This window comes from Nocardia sp. NPDC060249 (genome assembly GCF_042728755.1).
Taxonomy (GTDB): Bacteria; Actinomycetota; Actinomycetes; order Mycobacteriales; family Mycobacteriaceae; genus Nocardia.
This window is the reverse complement of record NZ_JBHXAQ010000005.1, coordinates 324,382-340,266: the sequence shown is the minus strand read 5'-3', so window position 1 is coordinate 340,266 and position 15,885 is coordinate 324,382. Positions and strand designations below refer to the sequence as shown.

Annotated in this window: 14 protein-coding genes; 5 read left to right on the top strand and 9 right to left on the bottom strand. The window is 70.7% G+C overall.

From position 1 onward, the window contains the following. Positions 1-78: 78 nt before the first annotated feature. The 4 genes from ACFWFP_RS20990 to ACFWFP_RS20975 are packed head-to-tail and all read right to left on the bottom strand — an operon-like array spanning position 79 to position 4,188. Positions 79-846 carry an enoyl-CoA hydratase-related protein gene (locus tag ACFWFP_RS20990; protein ID WP_067444890.1) on the bottom strand — a complete coding sequence of 256 codons (768 nt, stop codon included), beginning with the start codon at positions 844-846 and terminating at the stop codon, positions 79-81. Next, on the bottom strand, positions 846-2,117 hold the full coding sequence (locus tag ACFWFP_RS20985) for an acetyl-CoA hydrolase/transferase family protein (RefSeq protein ID WP_379297450.1): 1,272 nt from the start codon (positions 2,115-2,117) through the stop codon (positions 846-848). The genes ACFWFP_RS20990 and ACFWFP_RS20985 overlap by 1 nt, the downstream gene beginning before the upstream one ends. After that, entirely contained in the window at positions 2,114-3,004 is an 891-nt protein-coding gene (locus ACFWFP_RS20980; RefSeq protein WP_379297448.1) for an HpcH/HpaI aldolase/citrate lyase family protein, read from the bottom strand. Before ACFWFP_RS20980 ends, ACFWFP_RS20985 begins: the two co-directional genes overlap by 4 nt. Continuing rightward, a complete protein-coding gene (locus tag ACFWFP_RS20975; RefSeq protein ID WP_379297446.1) occupies positions 3,001-4,188 on the bottom strand; it encodes a CaiB/BaiF CoA transferase family protein in 1,188 nt (395 codons plus the stop codon). Before ACFWFP_RS20975 ends, ACFWFP_RS20980 begins: the two co-directional genes overlap by 4 nt. 168 nt (positions 4,189-4,356) lie before the next feature. Between ACFWFP_RS20975 and ACFWFP_RS20970 the strand changes: the two genes are divergently transcribed. From ACFWFP_RS20970 to ACFWFP_RS20950, 5 genes are all read left to right on the top strand, one after another. Next, a complete protein-coding gene (locus ACFWFP_RS20970; protein WP_379297444.1) occupies positions 4,357-5,895 on the top strand; it encodes an AMP-binding protein in 1,539 nt (512 codons plus the stop codon). A 10-nt stretch (positions 5,896-5,905) separates the two neighbouring features. Further along, positions 5,906-6,694 carry an SDR family NAD(P)-dependent oxidoreductase gene (locus ACFWFP_RS20965; RefSeq protein WP_379297442.1) on the top strand — a complete coding sequence of 263 codons (789 nt, stop codon included), beginning with the start codon at positions 5,906-5,908 and terminating at the stop codon, positions 6,692-6,694. 56 nt (positions 6,695-6,750) lie between these two features. Further along, the gene (locus tag ACFWFP_RS20960) at positions 6,751-7,755 is read left to right on the top strand and encodes an MDR family oxidoreductase (protein WP_379297440.1); all 1,005 of its coding nucleotides are present in this window, start codon (positions 6,751-6,753) and stop codon (positions 7,753-7,755) included. A 13-nt stretch (positions 7,756-7,768) separates the two neighbouring features. Next, positions 7,769-8,965, top strand: coding sequence for a MaoC family dehydratase N-terminal domain-containing protein (locus tag ACFWFP_RS20955; protein ID WP_379297438.1), 1,197 nt, complete (start codon positions 7,769-7,771; stop codon positions 8,963-8,965). Positions 8,966-9,044: 79 nt separating this feature from the next. After that, a complete protein-coding gene (locus ACFWFP_RS20950; protein ID WP_379297436.1) occupies positions 9,045-10,706 on the top strand; it encodes a class I adenylate-forming enzyme family protein in 1,662 nt (553 codons plus the stop codon). A 15-nt stretch (positions 10,707-10,721) separates the two neighbouring features. On the opposite strand, the gene ACFWFP_RS20945 is transcribed toward ACFWFP_RS20950, so the two are convergent. The 5 genes from ACFWFP_RS20945 to ACFWFP_RS20925 are packed head-to-tail and all read right to left on the bottom strand — an operon-like array spanning position 10,722 to position 15,880. Then, the gene (locus ACFWFP_RS20945; RefSeq protein WP_379297434.1) at positions 10,722-11,825 is read right to left on the bottom strand and encodes an acyl-CoA dehydrogenase family protein; all 1,104 of its coding nucleotides are present in this window, start codon (positions 11,823-11,825) and stop codon (positions 10,722-10,724) included. Further along, positions 11,822-12,994 (bottom strand): acyl-CoA dehydrogenase family protein, encoded by a 1,173-nt coding sequence (locus ACFWFP_RS20940; protein ID WP_379297432.1) that lies wholly within the window; start codon positions 12,992-12,994, stop codon positions 11,822-11,824. Before ACFWFP_RS20940 ends, ACFWFP_RS20945 begins: the two co-directional genes overlap by 4 nt. Continuing rightward, complete coding sequence (locus ACFWFP_RS20935) at positions 12,991-13,773, bottom strand: enoyl-CoA hydratase/isomerase family protein (protein ID WP_379297430.1); 783 nt, start codon at positions 13,771-13,773, stop codon at positions 12,991-12,993. The genes ACFWFP_RS20940 and ACFWFP_RS20935 overlap by 4 nt, the downstream gene beginning before the upstream one ends. Further along, the gene (locus ACFWFP_RS20930) at positions 13,770-14,732 is read right to left on the bottom strand and encodes an acyl-CoA dehydrogenase family protein (protein ID WP_379297428.1); all 963 of its coding nucleotides are present in this window, start codon (positions 14,730-14,732) and stop codon (positions 13,770-13,772) included. Before ACFWFP_RS20930 ends, ACFWFP_RS20935 begins: the two co-directional genes overlap by 4 nt. Beyond that, the gene (locus ACFWFP_RS20925; RefSeq protein ID WP_379297426.1) at positions 14,729-15,880 is read right to left on the bottom strand and encodes an acyl-CoA dehydrogenase family protein; all 1,152 of its coding nucleotides are present in this window, start codon (positions 15,878-15,880) and stop codon (positions 14,729-14,731) included. Before ACFWFP_RS20925 ends, ACFWFP_RS20930 begins: the two co-directional genes overlap by 4 nt. Positions 15,881-15,885 lie beyond the last annotated feature (5 nt).

Sequence of the window (15,885 nt, the reverse complement as noted above, 5' to 3'; positions counted from 1 at the left end):
CGCCCGGATTCGGCCCACGGGCGCGAGCCGACGTTCCCGGTGCACCCACCGAATCGGTCGTGGCGGCAGCCGAATGCCTCAGCGGCCCAGCCAGATCGGGGTTCGCTTCTCCGCGAATGCGCGCGGCCCCTCCTGCGCGTCGGCACTGTCGTAGCACTCGACGGCGGCAGCTCTGGCGGCCCCCAGCGCGTCGGAACGGCCCATCTCGGTGGCGAGCATCACCGTATCCCGCGCCGCCCGCACCGACAGCGGTGCGCCGCGCAGGATCTCGGCAGCCAGCTCCAGCGCCGCCGCCAGGACCGCGCCCGGCTCGGCGAGGCGATTGACGAGGCCCACCTCGTAGGCCCGGCGCGCGGTGATCGGCGCGCCGGTGAGCAGCAGCTCCATCATGATCCGCTGGGGGATCATATGAATCAGCGGCGCGGCCCACGGCGAGCTGCGCCCCACCTTCACCTCGGTGATCGCGAACGTCGCCGCCGTGCTCGCCACACACAGGTCGCAGGCCTGCGCGATCATCCACCCGCCGGCGAACGCGGCGCCGTTGACCGCGGCGATCGTGGGCTTGGACAGCTCGATGGTGTCGTAGGGCAGCGGGAACATCTCCGGCGGGGGCACCCGCATCCCGGTATCCACCATCTCCTTGAGGTCGCCGCCCGCGCAGAACGCCTTGTCACCCGCACCCGTGAGCACGGCCACGCGCAGCGCGGGATCGTGTTCGAACCGGTCCCACGCGGCGTACAGACCCGCGCGCACATCGGCGGCCAGACAGTTGCGGGTTTCCGGCCGGTTCAGGGTGATCACGGCGATGCCATCGGCCCTGGCGTCGAAGAGCACGGCGTCGTTCATCAGAAACCTCGCTGCTGGATCAGGTGGGCGGCTCGGTCGAGCTCGGCCCGGAAGTCGGGATGGGCGATGGCGATCAGTCGGCGCGTGCGCTCGGCGACCGATGCGCCCGCGAGTTCGGCGGCACCGAACTCGGTGACGATCACATCCACATCGCTGCGCGCGGTCGTCACCGGCCCGGACAGACTTGCGGTGATCCGGCTGAGGGTGCCGCCTTTCGCGGTGGCGGGCAGCGCGATCACGGCGTGCCCGCCCGGTGAGCGCAGGCCGCCGCGAACGAAGTCGACTTGACCGCCGGTCCCGCCGAGATAGGCCGAACCGCTCTGTTCGGCGTTCACCTGGCCGGTCAGATCGACCTCGAGCGCGGAATTGAGCGACACCAGATTGTCCAGGGTCGACAGCACGCCCGCGTCGTGGGTGTAGGAGGTGGCGCGCATGCCGATCAACGGGTTGCGATGGGCGAAGGAGTAGAGCCGTTCGGTGCCGATCAGCGCCCCGGTGATCGACACCCCTCGATCGATCCCTTTGCGCGCGTTGGTGATCGCGCCGGACTCGATGAGATCGACGACACCGTCGCCGATCATGCCGGAGTGCACGCCGAGATCGGTGCGATCGCCCAGCAGCCGAAGGACCGCGTCCGGCACCGCGCCGACGCCGACCTGCAGCACGGCGCCGTCGCCGATGTACTGCGCGGCGTGTCGGGCGATAGCGTCGTCGGTCGGGTCGGCGGCGGTCGGCGCGACGGCGACCGGCGCCCGCGAAACCCGCACGGCACAGTCGATGTCGGCGCTCGCGAGCAGCGCGCCGTGGGTGTAGGGCACCCGCTCGTTCACCTCGGCGATCACGACACGCGCCTTCGTGACAGCGGCCCGGACGTAGTCACTGATCAGCCCGAGGCTGTGGTTGCCGTGCGCGTCGGCGGGGCTCACCTGGACGAAGGCGACGTCGCAGCCGAGCGTGCCCGCCGCGATCATCGGCGCGACCCGGCTCACGTGGCACGGGATCACGGTCAGCTTGTGCGACTTGGTCATCGACCGCAGCGTGCCGATCGCGCCCATGCTCGACAGCGCGAAACTGTCGGCCGTCTCAGGGGTGAACAGTCCGGAGAAGCTGGTGGCGATGAACGCGGAGAGCCCGCCGATCTCGCGACCACCCACGATCAACGCCTCGACCAGGGTGGTCGGCTCGCCGCACGCCTGACCGATGACGATGCGGTCGCCGTGGCGCAGGTAGCGGCCCAGATCCAGCTCCGCCGCCGCGACCGAGACGCTCACGCCCGTCCGCCCGATGCCAGCAGCGCCTGCGCGCGGGCCAGGTGCGGACGATCGAGCATGGCGCCGCGATGACCGAGAGCGCCGGCGCCGGGATGGGCGGCGAACAGGTCGACGATCTCCTGGGCCGCGGCCAATTCCGCGAGCGTGGGGGTGAACGCCGCGTTGATCACCTCGACCTGGTCGGGATGGATGGCGAGCATGCCGCTGTAGCCGTCGCGACGCACCCGCTCGGCTCTGGCACGCAGCCCGGCCAGGTCGCGGAAGTCGCCCTGGATGGTCTCCACCGCCGCCACCCCGGCGGCGGTGGCGCCGAGCAGACACAGACTCCGCGCCAGCTCGTAGGTGAATCCGTAACTCCCGTCCGGATTGCGGTTCTCGGCGGCGCCGACCGAATCGGCGAGGTCCTCGGCGCCCCAGGTCATCGCGACCACCCGGGGCGCGCCGCGGTAGGAGCCGGTGGTGAACATGGCTTCGGCGGTCTCGGTCACCAACACGATGACCTTGGTGGCGCCCTGTTCGATTCCGGCGGCCACCTCCAGCGCGCTCAGATAGTGGTCGAGACGTTCGACATCGGCGCGACCGCGCGACTTGGGCAGCATGATGCCGCCGGGCCGAGCCGCGACGACGGCCGCAAGATCGGCCAGGGTGTGTGTTCCGTCGAGCGGGTTGACCCGCACCCACCGCCGGCTCGTGTCCCCGAGCCGCGTGGCGAGCAGATCGGCGATCATCGTGCGGGACTCGGCTTTCGCCGCGTCGAGGACGGCGTCCTCCAGATCGAAGATGACGATGTCGGCCGCGCTGGCCGCCGCCTTCTCCATCTTGTGCCTGCTGTCGCCTGGCGCGAAGAGCCAGGAACGCGCGCGAAAGGCTTCTCCGAGACTGGTCATTGCTGCTCCGATGCTGCGGTGGCGTGATGGGTCGTTATCTCGTCGAGTACTTCCGTGGTGTGGGCGCCGAGTCCGGGCGCGCCACCGGCGACCCGGCCGGGGGTACGGGAGAACCAGGTCGGCGGGCCGGGAAAGCGGATCGCGCCGTGCTCGGTCTGGACCGTCTCGAAGAAACCCGCCGTGTTCAGATGCGGATCGTCGAAGAGTTCGTCGAGGGTGCGCACCGGGGCGGCCGGGATATCGAGCGCACGCAGCAGGTCGAGCCATTGCTGGGTCGTGCGCTCGGCGAACGTCTCGCTCAGCAGGCCGTAGACGGTGTCGATCCGGGCCGCCCGCTGGGCGAGGGTGGCGAATTGCGGCCCGGCCCAAGGTGGTTGGACCGCGTCGACGAACGCCGACCACTGTTTGTCGTTGTAGACCAGCGCGCTGACATAGCCGCCGTCGCTGGTCCGGTAGGGCTTGCGGTTGGGCGTGACGGCGCGGGGATACACGGCGGGGCCCAGCGGTGGGCTGAACAGCGCGCCGTTGGCGTGTTCGACCAGCATGAACGCGGCCATGGTCTCGAACATGGCAACCTCGACCTCCTGCCCCTCCCCCGTCCGCTCCCGATGGAACAGCGCCATGGTGGTGGCGTAGAGCGCCGTCAGCCCGGCCACCTTGTCGGCCAGGATGGTGCCGACGTAGCCCGCCGTTCCGGTCAACTGCTCCTGCGCGGAAAGCAGGCCGCTCTCGGCCTGGATGGTGTCGTCGTAGGCGGTGAAGTTCGCGTAGGGCCCGCGCCGGCCGTACCCGTAGCAATTGGTGTAGACGATCGACGGGTTGATCGCCGACACCGCGGCGTAATCGAAGCCGAGTCCGGCGATCGCGCTGGCGCGCATCGAATGAACGAACACGTCGGCGTCGGCGATCAGCGCGCGCAGCGCCTCCTCGCCCGGCTCCGATCGCAGATCCAGGACCACGCTGCGTTTGCCCCGGTTCACATTGACGAACACCCCGCTCATCGCCGGGTCGGGGCCGACCGAGATGTAGCGGGTGTTGTCCCCGGCGGGCGGCTCGATCTTGATCACGTCCGCGCCCATGTCGGCCATGATCTGGGTGCAGTAGGGGCCCATGACCATCGCGGTCAGATCCAGGACACGCAGCTCGGACAGTGGTCCCGAGCGCGTCGTTGTTCGAGGTGCCATCACGGCTCGACCTCTCCTCCGTCACAGGGAACCGGCAGCCGAGAGATGTTGGCGGCCGGGCAGATTCGGCATCGGCGGAAGCCACATCCAGGAGCTCGCGCGTGCTCCGGGACAGCGGGACCGAGCCTATAGTATGAATCATTACAAGGATAGTAAGGGGAAGAAGTCGTGGACGACATCGACAACAGCGACCCATCGGGCTCGCAGCCACCTCGGCACGCGACCATCGCCGGGGTACTCGACGCCGCCCTGCGCGAGCGCCCGGACGCCGCGGCGGTGGAGGCGGTGTCGGGTGTGTTGACCTATGCCGAACTCGACGATCGGGCCGACCGGGCGGCGGGGGCACTGTGGTCACTAGGCGTGCGGCCCGGCGACCGGGTCGCCGCCTGTCTGCCCAACGACCTCGACATCGTCGCCGCGTTTCACGGCGCGCAGCGGGTCGGCGCCATCTGGGCGGGGATCGGCGAGGCGCTCACGGCGAATGAGCAGCGCTACCTCGACGAACTCTGCGCTCCGATGGTCGTGCTCGCCGGGCAACAGTGCCGATTGCCCGCGTCCACGTGCGTCGATTCCGATCGATGGGCGGACCTGATCGCCGCCGGGTCGGTCGCGCCGCGGGTCGAGGCCGACGTCGACGCTCCCGCCGCCATCGCCTTCACCAGCGGCACGTCGGGACAGCCCAAAGCCGTAGTGCACAGCCAGCGCAACCTGCTCCTGCCCGGCGCGGCGCTCGTCGCCACGCGCGGCTGGGGCCCCGAACTGCGCAAGGGCGACAGTTTTCCGCTCACCATTCTCAACCTCATGGTCCTGTCCACCCTGCTCACCGCCCAGGCCGGTGGATGCGCGGTGGTGATGAACCGGCGCGACGTCGACGGCGTCGCCGAATGGATCGCGACGCGACGGGTCACCGTGTGGAACGGCGCGCCCGCGCAGCTCTACGACCTCGCCCACCGCTCCGACCTCGATCTCAGCTCGCTCACCGAGGTGTGGAGCGGCGGCGGCGACACCCCGGAATCGCTGCGACAGGCCTTCCACGCGGCGCACGGGCTCGTGCCCCGCGTCACCTACGGCCTGACCGAGGCGCCGACCGTCGTCTCCATCGACCCGCCGCGCGCCGCCCCACGCCCCGGAACCTGCGGGCAGGTACTGCCGCAGTACACGGTCGCGGCCTACGACGACGACGGCCATCCGCTGCCCGCGGGTGAGCTCGGTGAATTGCGCCTCGACGGCGTCACCACCGGACCGTGGGCGCACCGGTGGCGACCGATGCTGGGTTACTGGGAGCCCGAGGGCATTCGGGCACCGGCCCCCGGCCCGATCCCGACCGGTGACATCGGCACCGTCGACGCAGACGGCTGGCTGAGCGTGCTCGACCGCAAGAAGCTCGTCATCATCCGAGGTGGCGCGAACATCTATCCGCTCGAGGTGGAACGCGTCATCGCCGCCCACCCTGGCGTCGCCAAGGTCGCGGTCTGCGGCATCGCCGACGACCGGCTCGGCCATCGCGTCGCCGCCGTGGTCGAGCGCGGCGGCGCCCCGATCGACCTCGCCGAACTCACCGCGCTGTGCCGGCGCGAGCTCTCGCCGTACAAAGTGCCCGAGATCTGGTCGGTGGTCGATGCCCTGCCGGTCAACGCGATGGGCAAGGTCGAACGCACGAAACTGCCCGCGCTCGTCGCCCGGCGACCACACTCCACCGAAGCCTGAGGAAACCGCCATGACACCCGAGCGCGACACAACCGCACGGCTTTTCGACCTCGACGGCCGGGTGGCGATCGTGACCGGCGCGTCGTCGGGCCTCGGCGCCGCGGTGGCGACGGCCCTGGCCGGCCTCGGCGCCCGGGTGGCGGTGGTGGCCCGGCGCCGGGATCGTTTGACCGAACTCGCCGCGCGCATCGACGGCCTCGCCGTCGCGTGCGATCTGTCCGATCTCGACGGCAGCGGCGAGGGCCTCGAGGCGATCGTCCCCGCGGTCGTCGACGCACTGGGTCCACCGGAGATCCTGATCAACGCCGCGGGAACGATGTTCACCACCGAACGCGCCGAGGACGAACCCCTCGACGCCATCCGCCGCACCATGGACCTCAACCTCGTCGCGCCGCTGCGGCTGTCGCAGCAGGTGTTTCCACATATGCGCGCGCTCGGTCGCGGCACGATCGTGAACATCTCCTCGATCAGCGGGCGGGTCGGCATCCCCGGCATCCCGCAGGCGTCCTACGCCGCGAGCAAGGCCGGGTTGTCCGGGCTCACCGCCGAACTCGCGGTGCAGTGGGCGCGGCATTCGATCCGGGTGAACACGGTCGCGCCGGGCTTCTTCCACAGCGAGATCACCGGGCCGCTCTACGAAAGTGAGCGCGCCACAGCGTATCTGCGGCGCAACACCCCGTTGCCGAAGGAGGGCACCGCCGAGGACATCGTCGGGGCCGTGCTGTGGCTGGCGGGCGACGCGGGCAGCTACGTCACCGGCCAGACGATCGTGGTCGACGGTGGCTGGACCACCCGCTGACGCAGTGAACAGTCAAGCATTGCTATCCTTAATAGGATTGACGTAGTGTGCTCGCCATGGACGACACGACGACGGCGAAGTTCTCCGCGGTACTGATCGAAAAAGACGATGCGGGACGAAGAGTCGCGCTGACCAGCGTGGCCGAGTCCGCACTCCCGGACGGCACCGTCGACATAGAGGTCGAGTACTCGACGCTGAATTACAAGGACGCCCTGGCGATCACCGGCGCCTCCCCCGTAGTGCGCAGCTTTCCGATGGTGCCCGGCATCGACCTCGCCGGCGTCGTCACCGACAGCGCGCACCCGGATTGGGCCAAGGGCGACCGGGTCGTACTCAACGGCTGGGGTGTCGGGGAGAGCCACTGGGGTGGCCTCGCCCAGCGCGCCCGGCTCGACGGTGACTGGCTCGTGCCGCTGCCCGACGCGTTCACCGCCCGTCAGGCGATGGCCATCGGCACCGCGGGCTACACCGCGAGTCTGTGCGTGAGCGCGCTGCTCGACCACGGCGTGCGACCGGAGCAGGGCGAGGTCCTGGTCACCGGCGCGACCGGCGGTGTCGGCGGCATCGCGATCGCCCTGCTCACCGCGGCCGGTTTCACGGTGGCCGCCGCGACCGGAAAGACCGACGAGGCCGACTACCTCCGCAACCTCGGCGCGGCCACGGTGCTCGACCGCGCCGAACTGGGTGCGGGCGGCAAGCCGTTGCAGAAGGAACGCTGGGCGGGCGTCGTCGACTCGGTCGGCAGTCACACCCTGGCCAATGCCTGCGCCCAGACCCGCTACGGCGGCGCGGTCGCCGCGTGCGGGTTGGCCCAGGGCATGGATTTCCCGTCCTCGGTCGCGCCGTTCATTCTGCGCGGTGTGACCCTCTACGGCATCGACAGCGTCATGGCGCCGCGCTCGCGACGCGACGCCGCCTGGACCCGGCTCGCCCGCGACCTCGCCGCCGACACCATCGAGGCGATCGTCGAGGAGATCACGCTGGCCGACACCATCGCCGCCGCCGAACGGCTCATCGAAGGCACGGTGCGCGGTCGCATCGTCGTCGACGTCAATCGATAATTCAGGAGCAGCTGTGAGCACGAAGCCGGACCGACCCGCGACCGCCCAACTCGATCTGTCCGATGTCGACCATCGGGTCGGTCAGCCGATCGGCGGCGGCCAACTGTGGGACCCGTGCAGTACCTCCGACATTCGCCGCTGGGTGATGGCGATGGACTACCCCAATCCCGTGCACTGGGATCACGAGTTCGCCAAGGAATCCCGCTTCGGCGGACTCGTCGCCCCGCAGTCGATCGCCGTGGCCTTGGACTACGGGCACGGCGCGGCGCCCGCCTGCGTCGGCCACATTCCCGGCAGCCACCTGATCTTCGGCGGCGAGGAATGGTGGTTCTACGGCTGCCCGGTGCGGCCCGGCGACACCCTGTTCCAGCAGCGCCGCTTCCACGACTACAAGGTCGCCGACACGAAATTCGCCGGACCGACCATGTTCTCGCGCGGCGACACCACCCACACCAACCAGCACGGCGTCCTGGTGGCGCGCGAACGGTCCACCGCGATCCGCTATCTCGCCGCCGAGGCCGCCGAACGCGGGCTCTACGAGAACCAGTTCGGCGCGGTGAAGAGCTGGACCCCGGCCGAAATCAGCGCGGTCGACGCGCTGCGCAACGACTGGCTGCTGTCCAACCGCCACGGGATTTCGCCCCACTTCGACGAGGTGAAGGTCGGCGACACCCTGCCGCGCCGGGTGATCGGACCGCACACGGTCGCCAGCTTCACCACCGAGTACCGGGCGTTCCTGTTCAACATCTGGGGCACCTTCGGCTGGGTCGCCCCGCCGGGCATCGCCGACCCGTGGGTGTATCAGGACCCGGGCTGGGTGGAGGGTTTCGCCTTCGACGAGGAGGGCGCCAAGATCGACCCGCGCAAGCGGGACGGACTCTACGTCGGACCCTCGCGCGGGCATATCGACGCGGACAAGGCCAGCGAAGTAGGGATGGCGCGCGCCTACGGGTACGGCGCCACCATGGGCGCCTGGTGCACCGACTACCTCGCCTACTGGGCCGGTTACGACGGCATGGTCCGCCATTCCAAGGCGAACTTCCGGCTGCCCGCCTTCGAGGGCGATGTGACCTACTTCGACGCCGAGGTGATCGGCAAGGACGCGGAGTCGGCCTGGGGCGTGCCGATCGTGCAGATCAAGCTGCGCCTGACCAATCAGGACCTCGGCGTGCTGGTGGACTGCACCGCCGAGGTCGAGCTGCCGTTCTAGCGGCGCCGAGACGAATCCGCGAGAGAGGCCGACAATGGGCGTGGAGTCCGAAACCGTATCCGCACAGGCTGTTTCGCTCGTGACGGGACCCGACCTGAGCAGCGAGCCCGGCCTCGGGCCGCTCACGCTGCCCGGGTTCCTGCGCACGGTGACCCAGAAGTACGGCGATCGCGAGGCCGTGATTGCCACATCCGCACAGGGCGAGATCCGGTGGACCTACACCGATCTGTGGGAGCGCGCCGTCGAGGTCGCCACGGCGCTGCGCGCCACCGGCCTCGGCAAGGACGGCCGGGTCGGGGTGCTGATGACCAACCGGCCCGAATGGATCGCGGCGATGTTCGGTGCCGCGCTCGCGGGCGGGGTCGCCGTGGCCCTGAGCACCTTCTCCACCCGCGCCGAACTGGAATTCCTGCTGCGCGAGTCCAGCGTCTCGGTGCTGCTGTTCGAGCGAAGCGTGGCAGGCAAGGACTTCGCGGCGATCCTGGCCGAGCTCGAGCCCCGGATCGCCACGGCCGAGCCCGGCGCGCTGGATTCGACCGAATTCCCCTTCCTGCGCAGGCTCGCGATGATCGGCGAGCCGACACCGAGCACCGCGATCCAGACCTGGGCCGACTTCCTGGCCGAAGGCCACGGCACCCCCCGCGCGCTGGTCGAGGCCACCGCCGCGGCGGTGCGGCCCAGCGACGCGGCCGTGCTGTTCTTCTCCTCCGGCTCGACGAGCACGCCCAAGGGCATCCTGAGCGCGCACGCCGGGGTGACCATCCAGATGTGGCGCTTCCAGCGCATGTTCGCCTTCACCCCCGCCGACAATGTGCGGTGCTGGGCGGCCAACGGGTTCTTCTGGTCGGGCAATTTCGGTCAGGCGCTGGGATCGACGCTCGCGGCGGGCGGGGTCCTCGTGCTCCAGCCGACCTTCGACGCCGCCGAGGCACTGGATCTGATGGCGGCGCAGCAGGTGAACTTCCCGGTCGCCTGGCCGCACCAGTGGGCCCAGCTCGAGGCCGCCCCCAACTGGGCCACCGTCGATCTGAGCAGTATGCGGTTCGTGGACTACGACACCCCGATCGCCCACCATCCCACCGTCTCGACCAGGTGGTACGAACCCGGCCACGCCTACGGCTGCACCGAAACCTTCACGATCGCAACGTGTTTCCCCGCTGACACCCCGCCTGAGGTGCACGCGGGCAGCAGCGGCCTGGCCCTGCCCGGCATGACGATCAAGATCGCCGACGCGCTCACCGGCGAGATCGTCGCGCGGGGTGCGCGCGGGGAGATCTGTGTGAAGGGCCCCACCCTGATGCTCGGCTATCTCGGGGTCCGGCGCGAGGACACCTTCGACCCCGACGGGTACTTTCACACCGGCGACGGCGGCTACCTCGACGACACGGGTCGGCTCTACTGGGAGGGCAGGCTCACCGACATCATCAAGACCGGCGGGGCGAACGTCTCACCGCTCGAGGTCGACGCGGCCCTGAACAACCATCCCGGCGTGAAGGTCACCCGCACGGTCGGCGTCGCGCATCCAACCCTCGGCGAGGTGGTCGTCGCGTGCATCGTGCCGCACGCCGGGGCCGAGCCGGCGGCCGAGGAGATCCGCGCCTTCCTCAAGGCGCAGCTCGCCAGCTACAAGGTGCCGCGTCACGTGCTGTTCTTCGACGATGCCGATATCGCGCTCACCGGCAGCGCCAAGATCAAGTCCAGCGATCTGCGCGAGCTGGCCGAAGCCCGGCTGCGGGGGTAGCCGGGCCGGTTCCGTTCAGGCGCCCGCGCGATGCGGCGCCTGAACGGAATACCGCCGGGCCAGTGCGGCGCGATGTCGCGCGGGCGAACCGAACAGCGAACGGTTGAGCGCGGCCCGCTTGAGATAGACGTGGATGCCGCTCTCCCAGGTGTAGCCCATGCCTCCGTGCAACTGCATCGCCTTGCCCGCGATCTCGACCGCCGCCGCGCACGAGTAGGACTTGGCCATCGACGCCGAAGTCGAGGCGTCGGCGGCATCGCGCGCCTGGTCCCGTACCGCCGCCTCGACGAGTTTGCCCGCGACCCGCACCCGCACGAGCATGTCGGCGCACGCGTGTTTGACGGCCTGGAACGAGCCGATCGGCCGACCGAACTGTTCGCGCGTACCGACATGGGCGACGGTAGCGTCGAGCATGGCCCGGCTCAGGCCGAGACTGTCACAGGCCACCGCGACGGCGGCCCGGTCGCGCAGCTGATCGAGAACCCGGACGGCATCGTCATCGACGAAGGGCCACAACGACTCCGGGGCCACCGCCACCCCGTCGGCGACGACGCTGCCGAACCGGCGGGTCGCGTCGAGCACCGGCTGTTCGGCCACGAGCAGCCCCCGCGCGCGGAGATCGACCTCGACGAGCACCCCTGCGCCCGCCCGATCGAGCGCGGGGACGAGCAACGGTCCGGCGGCCGGTGCGTCGAGGACGAAATCGGCCGTGCCGTGCAGCAGCGGCCCCCGCGTCGACGGCTCGATCCGGAACCGCGTCGGTCCCGTCGCCTCACCGGCGAGCACGAGGATCGGCACGGCCGCGCCCGCAGCGGTCTCGCGCAGGAGCCGGTCGCGCCGCGGCGTCGCGACGACGCGCGCGAGCGCGCCGACACCGAGCGCGGCGACCGCCGGATACGCGCCGCTCGCGGCGGCCCGGCCGATCTCGGCGAGAACCACCGCGACCTCGGCGAAGGTGGCCTCGGCGCCGTCGAAGGCGGCGGGGATCTCGAGGCCGGGCCAACCCGCGTCCGCGATCGCCGTCCAGTCGGGCGCGGCGGCGGATCGGCGCAGCAGCTCGCGCGCCACCTCGGCCACCTCGTCGTGCAGGTCGGCGAGGTCGTGCTCGTCGGAGGTCATTGGTTTCCCCTGGGTTCTCGAGGCAGGCCGAGGCCGCGCTCACCGATGATGGTGCGCTGAATCTCGCTGGCGCCGCCCGGAATCGTCCATTCCCACGAGCCGAGGAAGTCCAGCATCCAGGCGCCGGATTCCCAGCCGCTCGACAGCGGTTTGCGCAGCTCGGTGTGGGTGGCGAGCCCGGCCATCTCGGTGCCGAAGTCGGTCATCCGTTGCAGCAGTTCGCTGTAGAACAGTTTCACGATCGAGGCGTCGGCCGGGCCGGGCCGATCCTCGGCGGCCGCGATATCGGCGCACAGCGCGCGCAGCCCGGTGAGTTCGATCTCCAGTTCGGCGAGGCGGTCGGCGACCAGCGGATCGTCGAGCGGACAGCCCTCGACCAAGCGGCGGAAACCGTTGTTACCCAGCCGTTCGGCCAGTTCGAGCATGGTCATGCCGCGTTCGGCGCCGAGCGTGCGCTGGGCAACCTGCCAGCCTTCGTTCTCCGCACCGACCAGCCGATCGGCCGGGATCACCACCTCGTCGAGGAAGATCTCGCAGAAGTGCGACTCCCCCGTCGCCTGCCGGATGGGCCGCACCTCGACGCCGGGGGCGCGCATGTCCAGCAGGAAGTACGAGATGCCGTGGCGCGCGGGCGCGTCGGGGTCGGTGCGGGCGAGCAGCAGACACCAGTCCGCGTGCCGCGCGCCGCTGGCCCACAGCTTCTGTCCGGAGACGACATAGCCGTCGCCGTCGCGGCGGGCGGTGGTCGCGAGCGCCGCGAGGTCCGAGCCCGCGCCCGGTTCGGAGAAGCCCTGGCACCAGATCTCGCCGTCGAGGATCGCCGGCAGGTGGCGGCGGCGTTGCTCGTCGGTGCCCGCGGCGAGCAGGGTGGCGGCGGCGTGGTGGATCGAGACGAAGGCCAGGACCAGTCGGGGCGCGTCGTGGGCGGCGAGCTCCTGATAGAGCACCACCTGCTCGGCCGTCGACATGCCGCCGCCGTATTCCTTCGGCCAGTGCGGGACCGCGAAACCGGCCCCGCGCAACGTCTGGAACCAGGACTGCTGGAAATCGACGAACTCGCGCTCGGAGACTCCTGTCTGCGCCTGTCGCCAGTCGGCGGGAATCCGCGTCCGGCACCACTGCCTGACCTCGGCGCGGAAGTCGTCGATGGTGCGCGCCGTCGAGGTCATCGGGGGCGCGCGTTCTCGTGCAGGGCCAGCAGCCGATCGCGGTGTGCGGCGGACTGCATGGTGGCGACCTCGGCCGCGAAACCGGCTTGCATCGGACCGCCGAGCGCCTGGGACAGATACATGTTCACGATCCGCTTGGTCCCGCGCACGGCCTCGGGCGGCAGCGCGGCCAGCCGGTGCGCCAACGTCCGCGCCTCGTCGAGCAGGGCGTCGGGGGCGACGCTGCGGGTGGCGAGCCCGAGTTCCACGGCGGTGGCCGCCGCGATGCGGTCACCGGTGAACAGGTATTCGCGCGAGCGCAGGATCGGGGTGAGCAGCGGCCAGAACGCCGCCCCACCGTCCCCGGCGATCAGCCCGACCGCGACGTGCGGATCGGCGAGATGCGCCCGCTCGGAGATCAGCGCCACATCGCAGAGCACCGCGAGGCTGGCCCCGAGCCCCACGGCGGGCCCGTTGACCGCCGCGATCACCGGCAGCGGGAAACGCAGCATCTCCTCGATGATCTGCGCGCCCTCCCGGATGCTCTCGTCGCGGCCGACGGGGTCGTCGAGGAAGGAGGTGATCCAGCCCAGATCGCCGCCCGCGCTGAACGCGCGACCCGCCCCGGTGAGGATCACCACCGAGGCTTCGCGGTCGGCGGCCAACTGCCGCCACACGTTCGCCAGCGCCCAGTGCAGCGCCTTGTTCACCGCGTTGAGCTCGTCGGGCCGGTTGATCACCACCGTGCGGATCGGGCCGTCGCATTCGACGATCAGTTCGTCGGGCAGGTCGTATTTCACCGCGCCACCTCCGGGCGGTCGTCGGCATGGCCCGCGCCGAACAGCCCGGTCAGCCCGGTGCGGCCGAGGCGGTCGGTGAGGACCTCGCTGGTCGCGGACAGGCCCAGCGGCAGCCTCCGCAGCGGCAGGCTGTAGCGCGAGAGCCACGACAGCGGCGACTCGTCGCAGAAGCCGATGGCGCCGTGCAACTGGTGCGCGACCCGGAAGACGATCTCGGCGGCCTCGATCGCGGCCGAGCGCAGCGCGAGCGCGTCGTCGAGCGCCTCGGGCCGCCCGGCTTGGATGCTCCACAGCGCGTACTTGGCCAGTATGTCGACGCCGCTACGCTCCACCTCGGCGTCGGTGAACTGGAACTGCACGCCCTGCAACTGGGCCAGCGGCTTGCCGAACTGCTCGCGCAGCAGCACGTGGGCGCGGGTGAGATCCAGGGCGCGGTCCAGCATGCCGAGCAGCGTCCAGCACGGCAGCACCAGCCCCAACGCCACATCGGCGGCGCCGTCGTCGTCGAGGTGGCGCAGCGCGAGCGAGGTGACGAACGCCGAGGTGCGGGGCGGGTGCGCGGGCCCGACCTCGACGGCGGAGCGTCGACCGGTGATCGTCACCGCCGCCCAGCGCAGCGCGAGGTCGGCGACGGGCGCGGCCGGATTAGTCTCGGCGACGACGAGCAGTCCGTCGACCGCAAGATCGGTGGGCCGGGCCAGCCGTTCGGCCAGCGGATAAGGCAGCGCCCAGTAGCCCGCGCTGCGACACAGGGCCGCCGCCGCCTCCAGCTCGTCGGCGTCGCCGCGCGGATCGAGATCCCACGCGCCCAACCGCGCGAGCACCGGCGCGAACACGCTCTCGCGCCGTGCGGGTTCGCGTTCGCCGAGCTGGACCAGTTCGTCACCGCCCGCCGCCGCCAGCGCCAGCGATGCCTGTCGGCCGAATTCGAGCGCGTCCGCGCTCAGCTCGATGTTCACGACGCCGCCAGCAGCGCGCGGGCCAGCAGAATCCGCTGCATCTCGATACTGCCCGAGGCGACGGTGGCGGCCTGGGAGTAGCGCCAGTGTTCCTCGGCCTCGCGCCGGAACCGGTGCCCCCGGTCTGCGTCGGCTGGGTCGAGGTAGGCGGCGAGTTCCACGAGTACCTCCGCGCTGTCCTGGTCGAGGGTGGTCACCGCGATGCGGTAGGCGGCGGCGTCACTGGGTCGCACCTGGCCCTGGCGTTGCAGCGACAGCACCCGGTAGGCCAGTAATCGCGCGCGGCGGCAGTGGGTCAGCATGCGGGCCCATCGGCCACGCAGTTCGGCGGGCAGCGCGTCCCAGCGCTCGCCCAGCGCCGACGGCGCGACGAGCAGCAGCCGTTCGCAGCGGGCGTAGCGGGCGATGCCGACCCGTTCGAAGGCCAACACCTCCTGCACCACCTTCCAGCCCTCGTCGACCGGGCCGAGCACGTCGGCTTCGGTCACTCGCAGGTCGTCGAAGAAGACCTCGTTGAGGTGGTGCGGGCCGATCATGGAACGGATCGGGCGCACCTCGATGGCCGGGTTGGACATCGGGACGAGGAAGATCGTCAGCCCGGCCTGTTTGCGTTCGCCGGTCGAGGTGCGGGCGAGCAGGAAACACCACTGGGCCATCGCGGCGTAGGAGGTCCAGACCTTCTGCCCGGTGATCCGCCAACCGTCGCCGTCGCGGCGCGCCGCGGTGCGCAACGATGCCAGGTCAGAGCCCGAGTCCGGTTCGCTGAAACCCTGGCACCAGATCACCTCCCCCCGCGCGATCGGCGGCAGATGGGTCTGCTGCTGGGCCTCGGTGCCGTGGCGCATGATGGTGGGCCCCACCCAGTTCACGCCCATGTACTGCGCACCGCGCGGTTCGTGGTGGGCCCACATCTCCTCGCGCACCACGGTCTGTTCCCAGATGGAGGCGTCGCGGCCGCCGAACTCGGCGGGCCAGGCCAGGCAGAGCAGGCCGCGTTCGGCCAGCAGGCGGGAAAACCGCTGGGCGGCCTCGAAATCGGCCGGATCGTCGGTGAAGGCCCCCAGAAAATCAGCCGGGACGTGCTCGTCCACCAGGCGACGCAGCTCCCCCCGCAGGTCCGCGGCGGCCGTTCCCATCGTGAAATCCATGATCG